Origin of the sequence: Brevundimonas sp., assembly GCF_035626975.1 — a bacterium.
In the GTDB taxonomy this organism is placed as follows: Bacteria; Pseudomonadota; Alphaproteobacteria; order Caulobacterales; family Caulobacteraceae; genus Brevundimonas.
In genome coordinates, this window is sequence record NZ_DASPMQ010000028.1 from 39359 (window position 1) to 52965 (window position 13607).

General features: G+C 70.8%; 18 protein-coding genes and 1 tRNA gene. 11 read left to right on the top strand and 8 right to left on the bottom strand.

Features of this window, described 5'->3' with window-relative positions; genetic code table 11:
* The 7 genes from VEB62_RS07465 to VEB62_RS07495 all read left to right on the top strand — a co-directional run bounded on the left by VEB62_RS07465 (position 1) and on the right by VEB62_RS07495 (position 5462).
* Positions 1–1440: a M20/M25/M40 family metallo-hydrolase gene (locus VEB62_RS07465; protein ID WP_324797515.1), complete on the top strand. Its 1440-nt coding sequence runs from the start codon at positions 1–3 to the stop codon at positions 1438–1440.
* A gap of 72 nt (positions 1441–1512) precedes the next feature.
* On the top strand, positions 1513–1812 hold the full coding sequence (locus VEB62_RS07470; protein ID WP_324797518.1) for a hypothetical protein: 300 nt from the start codon (positions 1513–1515) through the stop codon (positions 1810–1812).
* 47 nt (positions 1813–1859) lie between these two features.
* A tRNA-Leu gene (locus VEB62_RS07475) sits at positions 1860–1944 on the top strand.
* Positions 1945–1971: 27 nt separating this feature from the next.
* Positions 1972–2556 carry an alpha-ketoglutarate-dependent dioxygenase AlkB gene (locus tag VEB62_RS07480; protein WP_324797520.1) on the top strand — a complete coding sequence of 195 codons (585 nt, stop codon included), beginning with the start codon at positions 1972–1974 and terminating at the stop codon, positions 2554–2556.
* A 90-nt stretch (positions 2557–2646) separates the two neighbouring features.
* Positions 2647–4083: a pyruvate kinase gene (pyk, locus tag VEB62_RS07485; protein WP_324797522.1), complete on the top strand. Its 1437-nt coding sequence runs from the start codon at positions 2647–2649 to the stop codon at positions 4081–4083.
* Between the two features lie 27 nt (positions 4084–4110).
* Entirely contained in the window at positions 4111–5151 is a 1041-nt protein-coding gene (locus tag VEB62_RS07490; RefSeq protein WP_324797524.1) for a DNA adenine methylase, read from the top strand.
* 47 nt (positions 5152–5198) lie between these two features.
* The gene (locus VEB62_RS07495; protein WP_324797527.1) at positions 5199–5462 is read left to right on the top strand and encodes a hypothetical protein; all 264 of its coding nucleotides are present in this window, start codon (positions 5199–5201) and stop codon (positions 5460–5462) included.
* 16 nt (positions 5463–5478) lie between these two features.
* On the opposite strand, the gene rnhB is transcribed toward VEB62_RS07495, so the two are convergent.
* From rnhB to VEB62_RS07510, 3 genes are all read right to left on the bottom strand, one after another.
* Positions 5479–6081, bottom strand: a complete 603-nt coding sequence (rnhB, locus tag VEB62_RS07500; protein WP_324797562.1) for a ribonuclease HII — start codon at positions 6079–6081, stop codon at positions 5479–5481.
* A gap of 77 nt (positions 6082–6158) precedes the next feature.
* Positions 6159–6740 (bottom strand): DNA-3-methyladenine glycosylase I, encoded by a 582-nt coding sequence (locus tag VEB62_RS07505; protein WP_324797529.1) that lies wholly within the window; start codon positions 6738–6740, stop codon positions 6159–6161.
* Entirely contained in the window at positions 6737–7390 is a 654-nt protein-coding gene (locus VEB62_RS07510) for a cyclase family protein (RefSeq protein WP_324797532.1), read from the bottom strand. The genes VEB62_RS07505 and VEB62_RS07510 overlap by 4 nt, the downstream gene beginning before the upstream one ends.
* Positions 7391–7477: 87 nt before the next feature.
* Between VEB62_RS07510 and VEB62_RS07515 the strand changes: the two genes are divergently transcribed.
* Positions 7478–7936: a hypothetical protein gene (locus VEB62_RS07515; protein WP_324797535.1), complete on the top strand. Its 459-nt coding sequence runs from the start codon at positions 7478–7480 to the stop codon at positions 7934–7936.
* Here the strand turns inward: VEB62_RS07515 and ygfZ are convergent.
* Positions 7933–8727, bottom strand: coding sequence for a CAF17-like 4Fe-4S cluster assembly/insertion protein YgfZ (ygfZ, locus tag VEB62_RS07520; RefSeq protein WP_324797537.1), 795 nt, complete (start codon positions 8725–8727; stop codon positions 7933–7935). The genes VEB62_RS07515 and ygfZ overlap by 4 nt on opposite strands.
* An 84-nt stretch (positions 8728–8811) precedes the next feature.
* On the opposite strand from ygfZ, the gene VEB62_RS07525 reads away from it, so the two are divergent.
* The 3 genes from VEB62_RS07525 to VEB62_RS07535 all read left to right on the top strand — a co-directional run bounded on the left by VEB62_RS07525 (position 8812) and on the right by VEB62_RS07535 (position 11499).
* Positions 8812–9768 (top strand): glycosyltransferase family 9 protein, encoded by a 957-nt coding sequence (locus VEB62_RS07525; protein WP_324797540.1) that lies wholly within the window; start codon positions 8812–8814, stop codon positions 9766–9768.
* Positions 9769–9935: 167 nt separating this feature from the next.
* Positions 9936–11267: a dihydroorotase gene (locus VEB62_RS07530; protein ID WP_324797543.1), complete on the top strand. Its 1332-nt coding sequence runs from the start codon at positions 9936–9938 to the stop codon at positions 11265–11267.
* Between the two features lie 52 nt (positions 11268–11319).
* Positions 11320–11499, top strand: a complete 180-nt coding sequence (locus VEB62_RS07535) for a hypothetical protein (RefSeq protein ID WP_324797546.1) — start codon at positions 11320–11322, stop codon at positions 11497–11499.
* Here the strand turns inward: VEB62_RS07535 and VEB62_RS07540 are convergent.
* From VEB62_RS07540 to VEB62_RS07555, 4 genes are read right to left on the bottom strand one after another with little or no spacing between them, the layout of a single operon-like run.
* A complete protein-coding gene (locus VEB62_RS07540) occupies positions 11496–12143 on the bottom strand; it encodes an alpha/beta hydrolase (protein WP_324797549.1) in 648 nt (215 codons plus the stop codon). The two genes, VEB62_RS07535 and VEB62_RS07540, sit on opposite strands and share 4 nt — an antisense overlap.
* A complete protein-coding gene (locus VEB62_RS07545; RefSeq protein ID WP_324797552.1) occupies positions 12124–12423 on the bottom strand; it encodes an alpha/beta fold hydrolase in 300 nt (99 codons plus the stop codon). The genes VEB62_RS07540 and VEB62_RS07545 overlap by 20 nt, the downstream gene beginning before the upstream one ends.
* Positions 12424–12444: 21 nt before the next feature.
* Entirely contained in the window at positions 12445–13110 is a 666-nt protein-coding gene (locus tag VEB62_RS07550; RefSeq protein WP_324797555.1) for an SdpI family protein, read from the bottom strand.
* Complete coding sequence (locus VEB62_RS07555) at positions 13107–13409, bottom strand: metalloregulator ArsR/SmtB family transcription factor (RefSeq protein ID WP_324797557.1); 303 nt, start codon at positions 13407–13409, stop codon at positions 13107–13109. Before VEB62_RS07555 ends, VEB62_RS07550 begins: the two co-directional genes overlap by 4 nt.
* Positions 13410–13607 lie beyond the last annotated feature (198 nt).

The window sequence follows — 13607 nt, forward strand, 5'->3', positions numbered from 1 at the left end:
ATGTCCCTGTCCGCCCGACTTCTCGCCGCCAGCGCGCTGGCGCTCACGTTCATCGCCGCTCCGGCGGTGGCGCAGGACGCCGCCACCGTCCAGCGGGCCGGCGCGATCCGTGACGCGGCGCTGGAGCGGAACATCGCCCTGGACTACGTCACCCAGCTGACCACCCGCTTCGGCCCGCGGCCGGCCGGGTCCAAGGCCGAGCAGGACGCCTCGGCCTGGGCCGCGGGTTACATGCAGGCGCAGGGCTTCCAGAACGTGCGCATCGAGGAGTTCCCGCTGGTCGGCTGGGAGCGTGGCGAGGAGAGCGCCTTCATCGTCGGCGCCCATCCGCAGCGGCTGGTCGTGGCGGCGCTGGGCCATTCGCCGGGCACCAACGGGACGATCGAGGCCGAGGTGGCGCGGTTCGACAGCCTCGACGCGCTGAACGCCGCCCCGGCCGGATCGCTGGCGGGCAAGATCGCCTTTGTCGACGCCGGCCAGATGGTGCGGATGCAGGACGGGTCGGGCTATGGCCCGCTGAGCCGCATCCGGGGCGCGGGGCCGGCCGCCGCGGCGGCCAAGGGCGCGGTCGCCTTCCTGATGCGCTCGGCCGGTTCGGACGAGCACCGCATGCCGCACACCGGCACGACCCGCTACGTCGAGGGCCGCGTGCCCTTGCCGGCCTTCGCGCTGAGCGCCCCTGACGCCGATCAGCTGACGCGCCTTGTCGGCATGGATGACCCGGTGCGCGTCAGCCTGTCCTCGACGGCCCACACCTACGAGACCGTGTCGCAGAACGTGATCGGCGAGATCGTGGGGCGTTCGCGGCCGGACGAGATCATCGTGCTGGGCTCGCACATGGACAGCTGGGACCTCGGCACCGGGGCCATCGACGACGGCGCGGGCGGGGCCATCACCCTGGCGGCGGCCAGGGCCATTGCCGAAAGCGGCCGTCGTCCGGCCCGGACCATCCGCGTGGTGCTGTACGGCTCGGAGGAAGTGGCCCAGCCGACCGACACCGGCAACGGTGGCGGCGCCTATCTGCGCGGGATCGGCGCGGCGGTGGAGAAGCACGTCATCGCCGGCGAAAGCGATTTCGGCGCGGACCGGGTCTATGCGCTGGGCCTGCCGCCTGGCGCGCAGAATTCTGATTTCGCCCGGGCCGCGGCGCGGGTGCTGTATCCGATCGGCGTGCTGCCCTCGCCCCAACCGGAGCTGCACGGCGGGGTCGACATCGGCCCGCTGGCGGGCGCGGGGGTGCCGGTGTTCGGCCTCAACCAGGATGGCACGCGCTATTTCGACCTGCACCACACGGCGGACGACACGCTGGACAAGATCGATCCGGAGCAGTTGAACCAGAACGTCGCCGCCTGGGCCGCCCTGGTCTGGCTGATCGCGGACTCGGACGTCGATTTCCGGGCGATGCGGCCGGCGGAGGCGGCGGAGGCAGCAGCGCACTAGGCTCTTTCAAGCTTGACCGCACCGCCCGGCGTGCGACGGTCGGCGAATCCGGTTCATCACAGGAGGGCCTCCGTGAGCGACGATTTCAACCAGAACCCCTATTCCCCGCCGCCGAGCAACGGTCTGGCCATCGCCTCGCTGGTGGTCGGCATCGTGGCGCTGCTCATGGCCTTCATTCCGGTCATCGGAATGCTCTCGTGGATTCTGGCCCCGGCCGGGCTGATCATGGGGCTGCTGTCCATGAACAAGCCGACCGGACGGGGACTCGCGATCGGGGGAGCCGTCACCTCCGGGATCGCCCTGCTGATCTGCATCCTGTGGGTGGTGGGCATCGCCGGCGTCATGGCGACGGGATCCGCCTCGGGCTACTGACGGACCGCATGGTCGAACCCACATCGCGCTGCTAGACGATTGCCGTCGCGAGCGTGGCGAAACTGGTAGACGCAAGGGACTTAAAATCCCTCGACTTCGGTCATGCGGGTTCGATCCCCGCCGCTCGCACCATGCGTCCGCGCCGTGCGTTACGGGGCCATGGCGCGTGAGCAATTGAGCCTGTTCGATGCACCGCCGGCGCTGCCGGAGGGGCTCCGCTACGCGGAGAATGTGATCTCCGCACCCGAGGTTGACCGACTTGTCGAAGCTTTCGCCGACCTGCCGTTCCGGGCCTTCGATTTCCATGGGTTCAAGGGCAATCGCCGGGTCGTTTCGTTCGGCTCGCGCTACGACTTCAGCGCCTCGGCGCTGAGGGACGCCGAGCCGATACCCCGGTTCCTGGAGCCGGCGCGGCGAGCCGCCGCCGCCTTCGCGGGGCTGGACCCCGACGCCCTCGAGCACGCCATGGTCACCGAATACGCGCCCGGCGCCGGCATCGGCTGGCATCGCGATCGGCCCGAGTTCGACAAGGTGATCGGCCTGTCGTTTGTCTCGCCGGCGGTGCTGAGGCTGCGCCGGCGAGATGGCGACGGCTGGCGGCGGGCGTCGCTGCCGCTCGAGCCGCGCTCGGCCTATCTGCTGGATGGCGCGGCCCGGCGGGACTGGCAGCACAGCATCACGCCGGGCGAGCGGCTGCGGTATTCCGTGACCTTCCGCACCCTGCGCCGGGGGCGCGGCGCATAACTTCGTGTTTCCGCCAGCGAACCGACCTTAACCGGGCGCGCTTTCATGGGCACAAGGGGCTTCTTCCCCTTCAGGCCGTATGGATATTCGATGAAAAGAGCCCGGCGCGCCCGCATCGTCGCGACCCTGGGACCCGCCAGCCGGGCGCCCGGCACGGTCAAGGCCCTGGCCCAGGCCGGGGTCGACGTGTTTCGCCTCAACTTCAGCCATGGCTCGCATGACGATCACGCGGCGGCGCTGAAGGCCGTGCGCGGGGCCGAGCTGGCGCTGAAGCGGCCACTCGGCGTGCTGGCCGACCTGCAGGGCCCCAAGCTGCGGCTGGGCCGGTTCGCCGACGTCGAGATCGACGTGAAGCCCGGCCACAAGATGCGCTTCGACCTCGATCCGACGCCGGGCGACGAGACGCGGGTGCAGATGCCGCATCCGGAGATCTTCAAGGCGCTGCGCACCGGCATGCTGCTGCTGCTCGACGACGGCCGGGTGCGGCTGCGGGTCAATGAGCGCACCGACGACTGGGCCGACGTGACCGTCGAGAGCGGTTCGAAACTGTCGGACCGCAAGGGCGTGGCCGTGCCGGAGGCGGTGGTGCCGGTCTCGGCGCTGACCCCGAAGGACCGTGAGGACCTGGCTTTCGCCCTGCGCATCGGCGTCGACTGGGTGGCGCTCAGCTTCGTGCAGAAGGCCGAGGACATGGCCGAGCTGAAGCAGATCGTGAAGGGCCGGGCCGCCTGCCTGGCCAAGATCGAGAAGCCGCAGGCGCTGAGCCAGCTTGAGAGCATCCTCGACTACTGCGACGGGGTGATGGTCGCGCGCGGCGACCTCGGCGTCGAACTGGATCCCGAAGAGGTCCCGGTGGTCCAGAAGCAGATCATCCGCGCCGCCCGCCAGCGCGGCGTCCCGGTGATCGTGGCTACCCAGATGCTGGAATCGATGACCAGCGCCCCCGCCCCGACCCGGGCCGAGGCCTCCGACGTCGCCAACGCCGTGTACGAGGGCGCCGACGCCCTGATGCTGTCGGCCGAGACGGCGTCGGGCGACTATCCACTGGAGTCGGTGGGCATCATGAACCGGATCATCGAACGGGTGGAGCGCGATCCGATCTGGCCCAGCCTGATGGACGCCGAACACGCCGGCATGGACGACATCGACGCCGACGCCCTGGTCGCCGCGGCCCGCAAGGCGGCCGAGGCCCAGTCCACCGCCTGCATCGTGGTCTTCACCACCCTGGGCGGCACGGCCCGGCGGATGGCCCGCGAACGGCCGCTGCAGCCCATTCTGGCCCTGACCCCCAATCCCGACACGGCGCGCCGCCTGTCGCTGGTCTGGGGCCTGGAGAACCGGCTGGGCAAGGAGCCGGCCTCGCTGGAGGACGTCACCGAGGACGCCGTCGCCGGCGCCGTCGAATACGGCCTGGCCGAACCGGGGCAGCGCGTCCTGATCCTCGCCGGAACCCCCTTCGGCGCTCCGGGGGCTGCGAATCTGCTGCGACTGGCCCATGCTCCGGCCAAGGGCGGCCGCAAGGGCTAGCCCGGAACGTCGTTCCAAAGGGTCGGCATGATCAAATACATCGGCTCCAAGCGTGCGTTGCTGGGCCATGTGACGGCAGCGGTGGCGGCGGCCCTGCCGGACGGCGGAACGGTGTGCGATCTTTTCTCGGGCACCGCGCGGGTCGGTCACGCCCTGAAAGGGCAGGGGTTCCGGGTCTGGTCGAACGACCACAACGCCTACGCCCATGTGTTGGCCACCGCCTATGTCCAGGCCGACCGCGAGCGCTGGCTGGCGCGGGCCGAAGCGGTGCTGGCTGAGCTCCGGGCCCTGGCGCCGGAACCCGGCTGGTTTACGAAGACCTTCTGCGAGGACGCCCGCTATTTCACGCCGGAGAACGGCGCCCGCATCGACGCCATGCGCGACCGCATCGCGGCCCTGGCGCTGGAGCCCGAGCTCGAGGCCATCGCCCTGGTCAGCCTCATGGAGGCCGCCGACCGGGTCGACTCCACCGCCGGCCTGCAGATGGCCTACATGAAATCATGGGCCAGCCGGGCGTTGAAGCCGCTGGAGCTGAGGATGCCCGACATCCTGCCGGGCGTGGCGGCGGGACCCTGCAAGGCGACCCGCGCCGACGCCGTCGAACTGGCCCCGGCCGTCGAGGCCGACCTCGTTTATCTGGACCCGCCCTACAACCAGCATTCCTACCTCGGCAACTACCACTGCTGGGAGAGCCTGGTGCTGTGGGACAGGCCCGAGACCTACGGGATCGCCAACAAGCGGATCGACGTCCGCACCCGCAAGAGCGCCTTCAACAGCCGGCCCGGGATCGCCCCGGCGCTCAAGACGGTGATCGAGGGGGTGAAGGCCCCCAACCTGATCGTGTCGTTCAACGACGAGGGCTATCTGGGCCGCGATCAACTGGTCGAGATGCTGTCGGGCCGCGGCGAGGTGCAGGTCATCGAGATCGCCCGGCCGCGCTACGTCGGCGCCCGCATCGGCATCCACAATCCCAAGGGCGACAAGGTCGGGACGGTGGGGCGGCTGCGCAATGTCGAGTACCTGTTCGTGGTCAGCGACCGGCGGGTGAATCTCGCGGACGCGGCCTGAGCGCGGGCGTACGGAACGCCCCTGACCTTCGGGCCGTTGAGTCCGGCATGGAACGGATAACCACTGCCGCCTCGAGCCGCCTTCAGGCTCATCACGCCTATGGCCGGGCAGCGGACGCCTTCGAGCCCGCCGCCTGGAGGCCGCCGACGCCGGCGCGTTTCGACGGCCGAATCGCCAACGACGTCGCGCCCGGCCCGGAACCGACCCTGGCCGAGATGGTCGAGGGCATTCCGGGCTGGCTGGTCGTGGTGCTCGGCGGGATCATCGCCGCCCTGATGGGCGCCTTGCTGGGCGGCATGATGGCCCTTTGATCCGCGGGATGCGGACTCAGTCTGTTTCCAGCAGCGCCCGGATCGGCGCCCAGCCGCGGCGGTGAGCCGGGCAGGGGCCCAGCGCCTTCAACGCCGCCTGATGCACCGGGGCGTTGTAGCCCTTGTGGGAGGCGAAGCCGTAGCCCGGATAGTCGGCGTCCATGGCGATCATCAGCCGGTCGCGCGCCGTCTTGGCGAGGATCGAGGCCGCCGCGATCGACAGCGACAGGCCGTCGCCGCCGACCACCGTCTGCACATCGCAGGGCAGCTTGAAGCGGTAGTTGCCGTCGACCAGGGCCGCGACCGGTTGGACCGCCAGCGCCTCGACCGCCCGGCACATGGCCAGTCCCGTGGCGTGCAGGATATTGAGCTCGGCGATTTCCTCGACCGAGGCGAAGCCGACGCCCCAGGCGATGGCCCGGGCCTTGATCTCGATCTCCAGCGCCTCGCGCCGTTCGGCCGTCAGGACCTTGGAGTCGTCGATGCCCCCGGGCAGGTCGTCGGGGTTCAGGATCACCGCCCCCGCCGCAACGGGCCCCGCCCACGGGCCGCGCCCGGCCTCGTCGACGCCACAGACCGGGCCGCCGCACGACTGGATCAGCACCGTCTCGAGCGCCAGGGTCGGGAAGCCGCGCGACGCCTTCGCCGGCGTTTTCGCGGCGGGCCTGGCCTTGGCGGGTTTCTTCGACGGGGTCTTCACCGGTCGGCCATCGCACGAACCTGCCGGTGACGGAAGCACTCGATCCCGTGATCGTTGACCATGCCCACAGCCTGCATGAAGGCGTAGACGATCACCGGGCCGCAGAAGGTGAAGCCCCGTTTCTTCAGCGCCCGGGCCATGGCCTCGGACTCCGGCGTCGCCACCGGGCGGGCGCCGCTGTCGGGCCACTGGTTCTGGATCGCGGCGCCGCCGACAAACGACCACAGCCATTCGCTGAAGTCCTCGCCGTTCTCCCGCATCTCCAGCCAGATCCGCGCCCCCTTGATGGCGCTGTTGATCTTGGCGCGGGAGCGGATGATGCGGGCGTCGCCCAGCAGCCGCTCTATGTCGGCCTCGCCATACGCGGCGACCTTCTCCGGATCGAAGCCGTCGAAGGCGTCGCGCATCCCCTCGCGCTTTCTCAGGATGGTGATCCACGCCAGCCCGGCCTGGAAGCCGTCCAGCACCAGCTTCTCCCACAGGGCGCGGGCGTCGTACTCGGGCACGCCCCACTCCTCGTCATGATAGGCGACGTACAGCGGATCGGTCCCGCACCAGGCGCAGCGATGGACGGTCATACCGCCACCTCCGCGAACGCCCGCACCGGAAACGTCCCGAAGGCCTTGATCTTCGGCGGGGCGGCGGTGAAGCGGAAGCCGGCGTCGGGCAGCAGCTCCAGGCCGCGCATATGTTCGCAGATCGGGATGCCGGCGCCGAGCAACAGGGTATGCGCCGGGCGGGCGCGGGTGCGGGTGTCGTCGATGTTGTGCGAGTCGATGCCGACCAGGGCCGCGCCGGCCTCGACGAGGAAGGCGGCGGCCGCCTCGGTCAGGAAGGGGTGGTCCTCGAAATAGGCGTCGGTGCGCCAGTGGCGGGCCCAGCCGGTGTGAACCAGCACCGCCCTGCCGCGCAGATCGCGGCCCTCGAAGCGGTCGACGTCCACGGCCTGCGTGTCGGGCGCCCGGACCAAGATCCCGGGCAAGCCCGCGACGCGCTCAAGTCCGACCTGGCTGAGGTCCTCGCCGTCGGCGTAGCGGTGGAAGGGGCTGTCCAGATAGGTGCCGGTGTTGCCGACCATCTCGATCCGGCCGATCTGGAATTCGGTCCCGGGCTCATAGTTGGCCCGCGAGGCCTCGCGGCTCAGGTGGTCGCAGACCAGCGGCGCCGGCAGGCCCTTGTAGGTGATCATGCCGGCCTCGATCGTGTGGCTGAGATCAATGAGCGGCATGGGTCGGGTCCTCGTGGGGCGCGGCGGCATTGAAGCCGTCGCGACCCTATGCTTCCTGTGACGTTCGCGTCGAGCGGGGAGGGATGGATGATGAGACGGATAGCGGTGGGACTGGCGGTGCTGACGATCGGCGCGCCGGCGCCCGCCCTGGCGCAGGACCGGGAGCCGCTCACGCTGGAGGGGCTGTACCTGTTCCATACCTTCGACCAGCGGGACGGGCAGCCCGTGTGCATGGAGACCTGGGAGTTCGGTCCCGACGGCGTGATGCTGGTCGAGAGCGGTCAGGAGCGGGTGCGCAAGCGCTACCGCACGGAGACCGACCGGGATGGCCACTGGATCGTCAGCGAGACGCTGGAGACCAACGGGGCCCCCGACTGCATGGGCCATCGCTCCGGGGGCGTCACGCCCGGCGAGAGCCGCATCTACGTAGTGCCGCTGAACAACGGGACCATCACGACCTGTCCGCCGCCGCAGCATGTAGCCGGCGGGGCGCCCTATATCAGCGGCTGCTACGGCCGGATCGTGCTCGCGTCCGGGGCCGGTTAGGCCGGGCGCTCCATCCACATCGGCCAACGTACCTCGACCGGCCGGCCATCGACCGTCAGGGATCCGTCCAGCCGGTCCAGCCGCAGCAGGGCCATGGCGGCGCCGTCCCGACCGCTGAGCACTTCGCCGGCGCGGAGGTCGCCGTTGAGCACCTCCGCTCCAGAGGCCGGGGGCGGGCCGTCGAAGGCGATCGGCAGCATGCGGGTCTTGATCGCCCCGCGGCGCTTCATCCGGGAGGTGGTCTCCTGGCCGACGAAACAGCCCTTCTGGAAATCGATGCCGTTCAGCAGGTCGAAATCGGCCTCGATCGGGTAGGCCTTGTCGGATGGCGCGTCGAGCGCCGGATCGGGAACGCCGAGGGCGAGCCGGTGTCCCTGCCAGTCGGCCTCCGTGGCGTTCGCATCGATCCCGCCGCCGCAGCGCCGGCCGCCGAGCCCCGGCGCGCGGGGGTCGGCGGTGAAGCCCCCGGCGATGTCCGGCCAGCAGGCGAGGACCGGTCGGTCATCCGCCTCGACCGTGACCCGGGCGCGGAGTTTGTACATCGACAGCCGCTGCAGCAGCGCCTCGCGGCGGTCGGCGGCGGCGTCAAGCACCACCCCGTCGGCCTCCCCCCAAAGGAACAGGTCGAACAGCAGCCGGCCCGGCGGGGAGAGCAGGGCGCCGAAGCGCAGGTCTCCCGCGGCCAGCGTCTCGACGTCCTGGGTCAGCAGGTTGTGCAGGAAGGGCCGGGCGTCGGGCCCGGAGACCCGGATCAGGGCGCGGCTGTCGAGGCGGGCGATGTGGGTCGTCATACGGACCAGATAGGGTGTCGCGCGCCTGTGGACCACACCCCGTGAAACGCTGATGGAAGCGGAGAATCCGTATACGGTCCAATCATGACGGCCCGTTTTCCCATCCTGTATATCGCCGAGGCGGGCGCGCAGGACGCGGTGCTGTCGTCTGGCGTGCTGGCGTATCTGGTCGAGGCCATGCCGCAGGCGAGCCTCACCATTGTGGGATCCCCGGCCAGCGCCCCGCTGTTCGCTGACACCCCCCGGCTGGACCGGCTGATCGTGCTGGAGAAGGAAAGCCGGCTCGACTGGATCGGCCTGTGGAACCAGGTGCGGGCGACCCACTGGGGCTGCGTGGTCGACATGCGCGGCTCGGCCCTGTCCGGCAAGCTGAAGCGCCAGAAGCGGGCGGTGCGCGGCGAGCGCGAGCCGGGGGTGCATGCCGTGGAGCTGGCGGCGCGGGTGCTGCAGCTGGACGAGGTTCCCGCGCCCCGGCTGTTCGTCTCCGAAGCCACCCGGGCCTCGGTCGAGGCGCTGATCCCGCCGGGGGAGGGCCCGATGCTGGCCGTCGGCCCGGGCGCGGAATGGATGGGCCGGCGCTGGCCCGCCGAGCGGTTCGCCAAGGTCGCCTCCAGCCTGGTCGGCGAGGGCGGTCCGCTGGAGGGCGGCCGCGTGCTGGTCGTCGGCGACGAAACCGACCGCGACGCCGCCCACACCATCCGTCTGTCCCTGCCGCGCCACCGCACCATTGAACTGCAGGGCCGGCTGACGCCGCTCCAGATTGTGGCGGCGGTGGGCCGGAGCGCGCTGTACCTCGGTGGCGACTCGTTGTGGACCGATCTGGCGGTGGCCTCGGGCGTTCCGGTGGTGGCCGCCTACGGCCCGTCGGACGAGGTCGAGCGGGGGCCGTGGGGCGGGGTCGCGGTGCGCGGGCCGCGCTCGGTCGACGAATACCGCAAGATCGATCCGCGTCTGGACCAGGCCATCCTGCACATGAACGACCTGCCCGCCGAGCGCGTGCTGAAGGCGGCTCGCAAGCTGCTGGCGGAGCGGGGCGTTTAACGCCGTCATCCTCGGGCCTGACCCGAGGATCAGACGAGGGTGGCGAGCTGTGCGTTGCGTCGCGGCCCTGACATCGCGCCCCGATGGACCCACCGCGCACCGGATAATCTGATCCTCGGGTCAAGCCCGAGGATGACGGATGTTGGGTGCGTGGTAATAGGCTGTCCATGACTCAGACATTCGACCTGATCGTCCGCGGCGGCGAGGTGGCCAATCACGCCGGGCGCGACATGGCCGACGTCGGGGTGATCGACGGCAGGATCGCCTTCATCGGGGATCTGTCGCAGGCCAGCGCCGGCGAGAGCGTCGACGCGGCCGGCCTGACCGTGCTGCCCGGGGTGATCGACACCCAGGTGCATTTCCGCGAGCCGGGGCTGGAGTGGAAGGAAGACCTCGAGACCGGCTCGCGCGCCGCGGCGCTGGGCGGGGTCACCGCCGTGTTCGAGATGCCGAACACCGAGCCCTCGACGACCGATCCGGACGCCCTGGCCGACAAGCTGGTCCGGGCGCGCGACCGGATGTGGACCGACCACGCCTTCTACATGGGCGGGACGCACGAGAACGCCCGCTTCCTGGGCGAGCTGGAGCGGCTGCCGGGCTGCTGCGGGGTCAAGGTGTTCATGGGGGCGTCGACCGGCACCCTGCTGGTGGCCGACGACGACGGCGTGCGCGAGGTGCTGCGCCATGTGAAGCGCCGCGCCACCTTCCATTCCGAGGACGAGTACCGGCTGGTCGAGCGCCGGCCGCTGGCCCGCACCGGCGACTGGACCAGCCATCCCGAGGTGCGCGATCCCGAGAGCGCGATCATGTCGACCCGCCGGCTGGTGCGGCTGGCGCGGGAGACGGGCGCGCGCATCCATGTGCTGCACGTGACCACGGCCGAGGAGGTCGAGTTCCTGGCGAACCACAAGGATGTGGCGACGATGGAGCTGACGCCGCAGCACCTGACGCTGGATGGCGACGAGGCCTATGAGCGGCTCAAGGGGCTGGCGCAGATGAACCCGCCGATCCGCAACAACTACCATATCGCCGGCCTGTGGCGCGGCATCGAGCAGGGCGTCGCCGACGTGCTGGGCTCGGACCACGCGCCGCATACGCTGGAGGAGAAGGCGCGGCCCTATCCGGCCTCGCCGTCGGGCATGCCGGGCGTGCAGACGCTGGTGCCGGTGATGCTGACCCATGTCGCCAACGGGCGGCTGACGCTGGATCGCTTCATCGACCTGACCTCGCACGGGGCCAACCGGGTGTTCGGCATCGCCGGCAAGGGGCGGATGGCCGAGGGCTATGACGCCGACCTGACCCTGGTCGACCTGAAGGCGAGGCGGGTCATCAAGCATGAGGACATGGCCACGCGGTCGGGCTGGACCCCGTTCGACGGCTTCGAGGCGACCGGCTGGCCGATGGCGACGATCGTCCGGGGCCGGGTGGTGATGCGCGACGGCGATCTGATCGGCTCGGCCCACGGGCGGCCGGTGCGGTTCCAGGAGACGCTGGCCTGACGGGAACCGGATGACTCCTGCCGGATTCCTTTTCGGTGGAAGGAGTTACGCCATGAGCAAACGCGAACTGATCGAACCGACCCCCGGCGACAAGCGCTACGCCCGACGCGACGACGACGGCCGTTTCACCGAGATGGACGACGTCGGCCGGTCGTCGGCCCAGGACCAGAAACGGCAGGCGAAACACGCCGCGTCGAAGGGTCAGGGCGACCGGGGCGACCGCCGCCACTAGCGCGGCTGCAGGATGAAGCCGGCCACGTCGTCCACGACGCCGGGCGCCAGCGGCAGGGCCGGGTCGCCGTAGGTGGCGAAATTGGCGGCGCGGTCGGCGGGAGCGGGCTTCAGCAGGTGGTTGACGCCGGCCCACAGCACCAGCTTCGCTTCCGGTTGCGCCGTCGCCAGGGCGCGGGCGTCGGTTTCGGTGGTCTGGAGGTCGGTCAGACCCTGGCCGATCATGACCGGCCCGTCCCAGGCGGCGATCAGGGTCGCCGGGTCCAGTCTCAGCCACGAGATCAGGTAGGGCTGCACCGACGGGCGCAGCAGCGCCGCCAGCGCCGGCGGCGGATCGGCCACGAGGCGGCCCGCCTCCAACTCCGCCAGGGCATGGAACGCCTGCGACCGCATCGGCTCCGGCAACTGCGATCCGAGTTGTTCCTCGATCACCGCCCGCGCCGGTCGACCGGCGCCGGACAGCAGGATGAGGCCGCAGATCCCGTCGTTTCCCTCCGCCACGGCGGCCAGGGCGATCAGCGCGCCCTCGCTGTGACCGATCAGCCAGGCGCAGGGCCGGCCGGTCCGGGACGTCGCCTCGGCGGCCCAGGCGCGGGCGTCGTCGACGTAGTGCGAGAAGCGCAGGTCAGTCTCGGCCATCGCCATGGAGGCGCTCTCGCCGATGCCGCTTGTCGATCCGCAGGGTGGCGACGCCGTGTTCGGCCAGCCCTTCGGCCAGCAGGCGGTAGGAGCCGGCGTTGACGCCCGACGGGCTGTTTCCGTCCCGGTCGGTCGGCCCGGACCCCGGCAGTATCACGGCTACGGCGCGCGGCGGCGTCCCGGGACTCAGCAGAGTCCCGTGCAGGGGCGCGGGTTGCGACGGCAGGGTCACCGGGGTGGCGACCGGGTCGGTCAGCAGGGCGGCGGCGAGGATCAGGCTGAGCATGGCGGTCTCCCGGGGCAGGGTTCAGAAGGGCTGGCGGTCGGGATCGGCGCGCCACACGCGCCAGCTTTCGACGACCGACCAGAGGGCGGCCGCGACCACGGCGCCGATCAGGACCTGATAGCCCAGGGGTTGCGGGGCGATGGGGGCGGCGGCGAGACCGACGAGGCCGATCAGAAAGAACAGCCGGCCAGCCAGCCGGTTGGAGCGGTCCCAGGCGAGACGGCTCTTGTAGCTCCACGGCGTGCGGACGCCGGCGACCGGATTGGGCCCGACCCGGCCGAGCACGGCGCCGATCACGAGGAAGAAGGCGGACAGGCCGGCCATGGGGGCGGCGGCGCTCATCGAGGTCAGGCCGCTCACGCTTGAGACACCCGCGAAGAGGCTGACGCCGAGCAGGCAGATCAGGACCAGCACCTGGCCGGAGCGCAGGGCCCGGACCCGGGCGGGGTCTTCCGCCCGTCCCGCGGCGGCCCCCATGCCACCCGCGAGAATCCCGGTCAGAAGGCCGAGCCCGGCGAGGCCGGCGCCGATCGCCTCCCGCCCGGCCCAGGCGTCCGCCTGGCCGTCGGCGCCGAAGTGGTAGGGCATCAGTTCCAGCGGTCCGGCGAGGAAGACCCACACGCCCGCGGCGACGATCATCAGGGTGACCACGACGGTGGCGCGGTCGGCGGCGGAAAGGCGGGTCATGGGCGGTCCTTCCTGTCAGGATCGGGGTCTGGATCGGGCGCGCGGACGCCGGTCATGGCGAGCAGGAAGGCGAGAGCCTCCTCGACCGCCGAAATCTCGAGCCGGTAGCGGATCGAGGCCCCGGCGCGCTCGGGCGAGACCAGCCCCGCCTCCTTGAGCGCGTTGAGGTGTCCGGTGATGGTCGGCCAGCTCATGTCGAAGGCGGCGGCGATGTCGCCGGACGCCATCGGCCCCTTGCGCAGCATCTCGATGATGCGGCGGCGGACCGGATGCGACAGAGCCTTGAACAGCGAGTTCATAGGAAGGAGGCTAATTAGGAAAATGACTAATTGCAAGAAGCCCGTTGCGAGCGGGTCGGGAAGGCGTGCGGAGCGCCGGGCCTGCGCCCGGAGTTCGTTTGGTTTTACCGTTTCGACGCAGACAGACGCTCCGCGCGGAGATTTTCCGGGAGCTTGCGTCGGGTGGCGCTCTTAACGCCTTACCGCAGCGCCTCCGGC

Excerpts from the sequence above, each read along its gene's own strand:
- VEB62_RS07530 (WP_324797543.1), top strand. The coding sequence starts at position 9,936 with ATGACTCAGACATTCGACCTGATCGTCCGCGGCGGCGAGGTGGCCAAT.
- VEB62_RS07490 (WP_324797524.1), top strand. The coding sequence starts at position 4,111 with ATGATCAAATACATCGGCTCCAAGCGTGCGTTGCTGGGCCATGTGACG.
- VEB62_RS07550 (WP_324797555.1), bottom strand. The coding sequence starts at position 13,110 with ATGACCCGCCTTTCCGCCGCCGACCGCGCCACCGTCGTGGTCACCCTG.
- VEB62_RS07555 (WP_324797557.1), bottom strand. The coding sequence starts at position 13,409 with ATGAACTCGCTGTTCAAGGCTCTGTCGCATCCGGTCCGCCGCCGCATC.
- VEB62_RS07535 (WP_324797546.1), top strand. The coding sequence starts at position 11,320 with ATGAGCAAACGCGAACTGATCGAACCGACCCCCGGCGACAAGCGCTAC.
- VEB62_RS07525 (WP_324797540.1), top strand. The coding sequence starts at position 8,812 with ATGACGGCCCGTTTTCCCATCCTGTATATCGCCGAGGCGGGCGCGCAG.
- pyk (WP_324797522.1), top strand. The coding sequence starts at position 2,647 with ATGAAAAGAGCCCGGCGCGCCCGCATCGTCGCGACCCTGGGACCCGCC.
- VEB62_RS07545 (WP_324797552.1), bottom strand. The coding sequence starts at position 12,423 with ATGCTCAGCCTGATCCTCGCCGCCGCCCTGCTGACCGACCCGGTCGCC.
- VEB62_RS07510 (WP_324797532.1), bottom strand. The coding sequence starts at position 7,390 with ATGCCGCTCATTGATCTCAGCCACACGATCGAGGCCGGCATGATCACC.
- ygfZ (WP_324797537.1), bottom strand. The coding sequence starts at position 8,727 with ATGACGACCCACATCGCCCGCCTCGACAGCCGCGCCCTGATCCGGGTC.
- VEB62_RS07540 (WP_324797549.1), bottom strand. The coding sequence starts at position 12,143 with ATGGCGATGGCCGAGACTGACCTGCGCTTCTCGCACTACGTCGACGAC.
- VEB62_RS07480 (WP_324797520.1), top strand. The coding sequence starts at position 1,972 with ATGGCGCGTGAGCAATTGAGCCTGTTCGATGCACCGCCGGCGCTGCCG.
- VEB62_RS07505 (WP_324797529.1), bottom strand. The coding sequence starts at position 6,740 with ATGACCGTCCATCGCTGCGCCTGGTGCGGGACCGATCCGCTGTACGTC.
- VEB62_RS07465 (WP_324797515.1), top strand. The coding sequence starts at position 1 with ATGTCCCTGTCCGCCCGACTTCTCGCCGCCAGCGCGCTGGCGCTCACG.
- VEB62_RS07515 (WP_324797535.1), top strand. The coding sequence starts at position 7,478 with ATGATGAGACGGATAGCGGTGGGACTGGCGGTGCTGACGATCGGCGCG.
- VEB62_RS07495 (WP_324797527.1), top strand. The coding sequence starts at position 5,199 with ATGGAACGGATAACCACTGCCGCCTCGAGCCGCCTTCAGGCTCATCAC.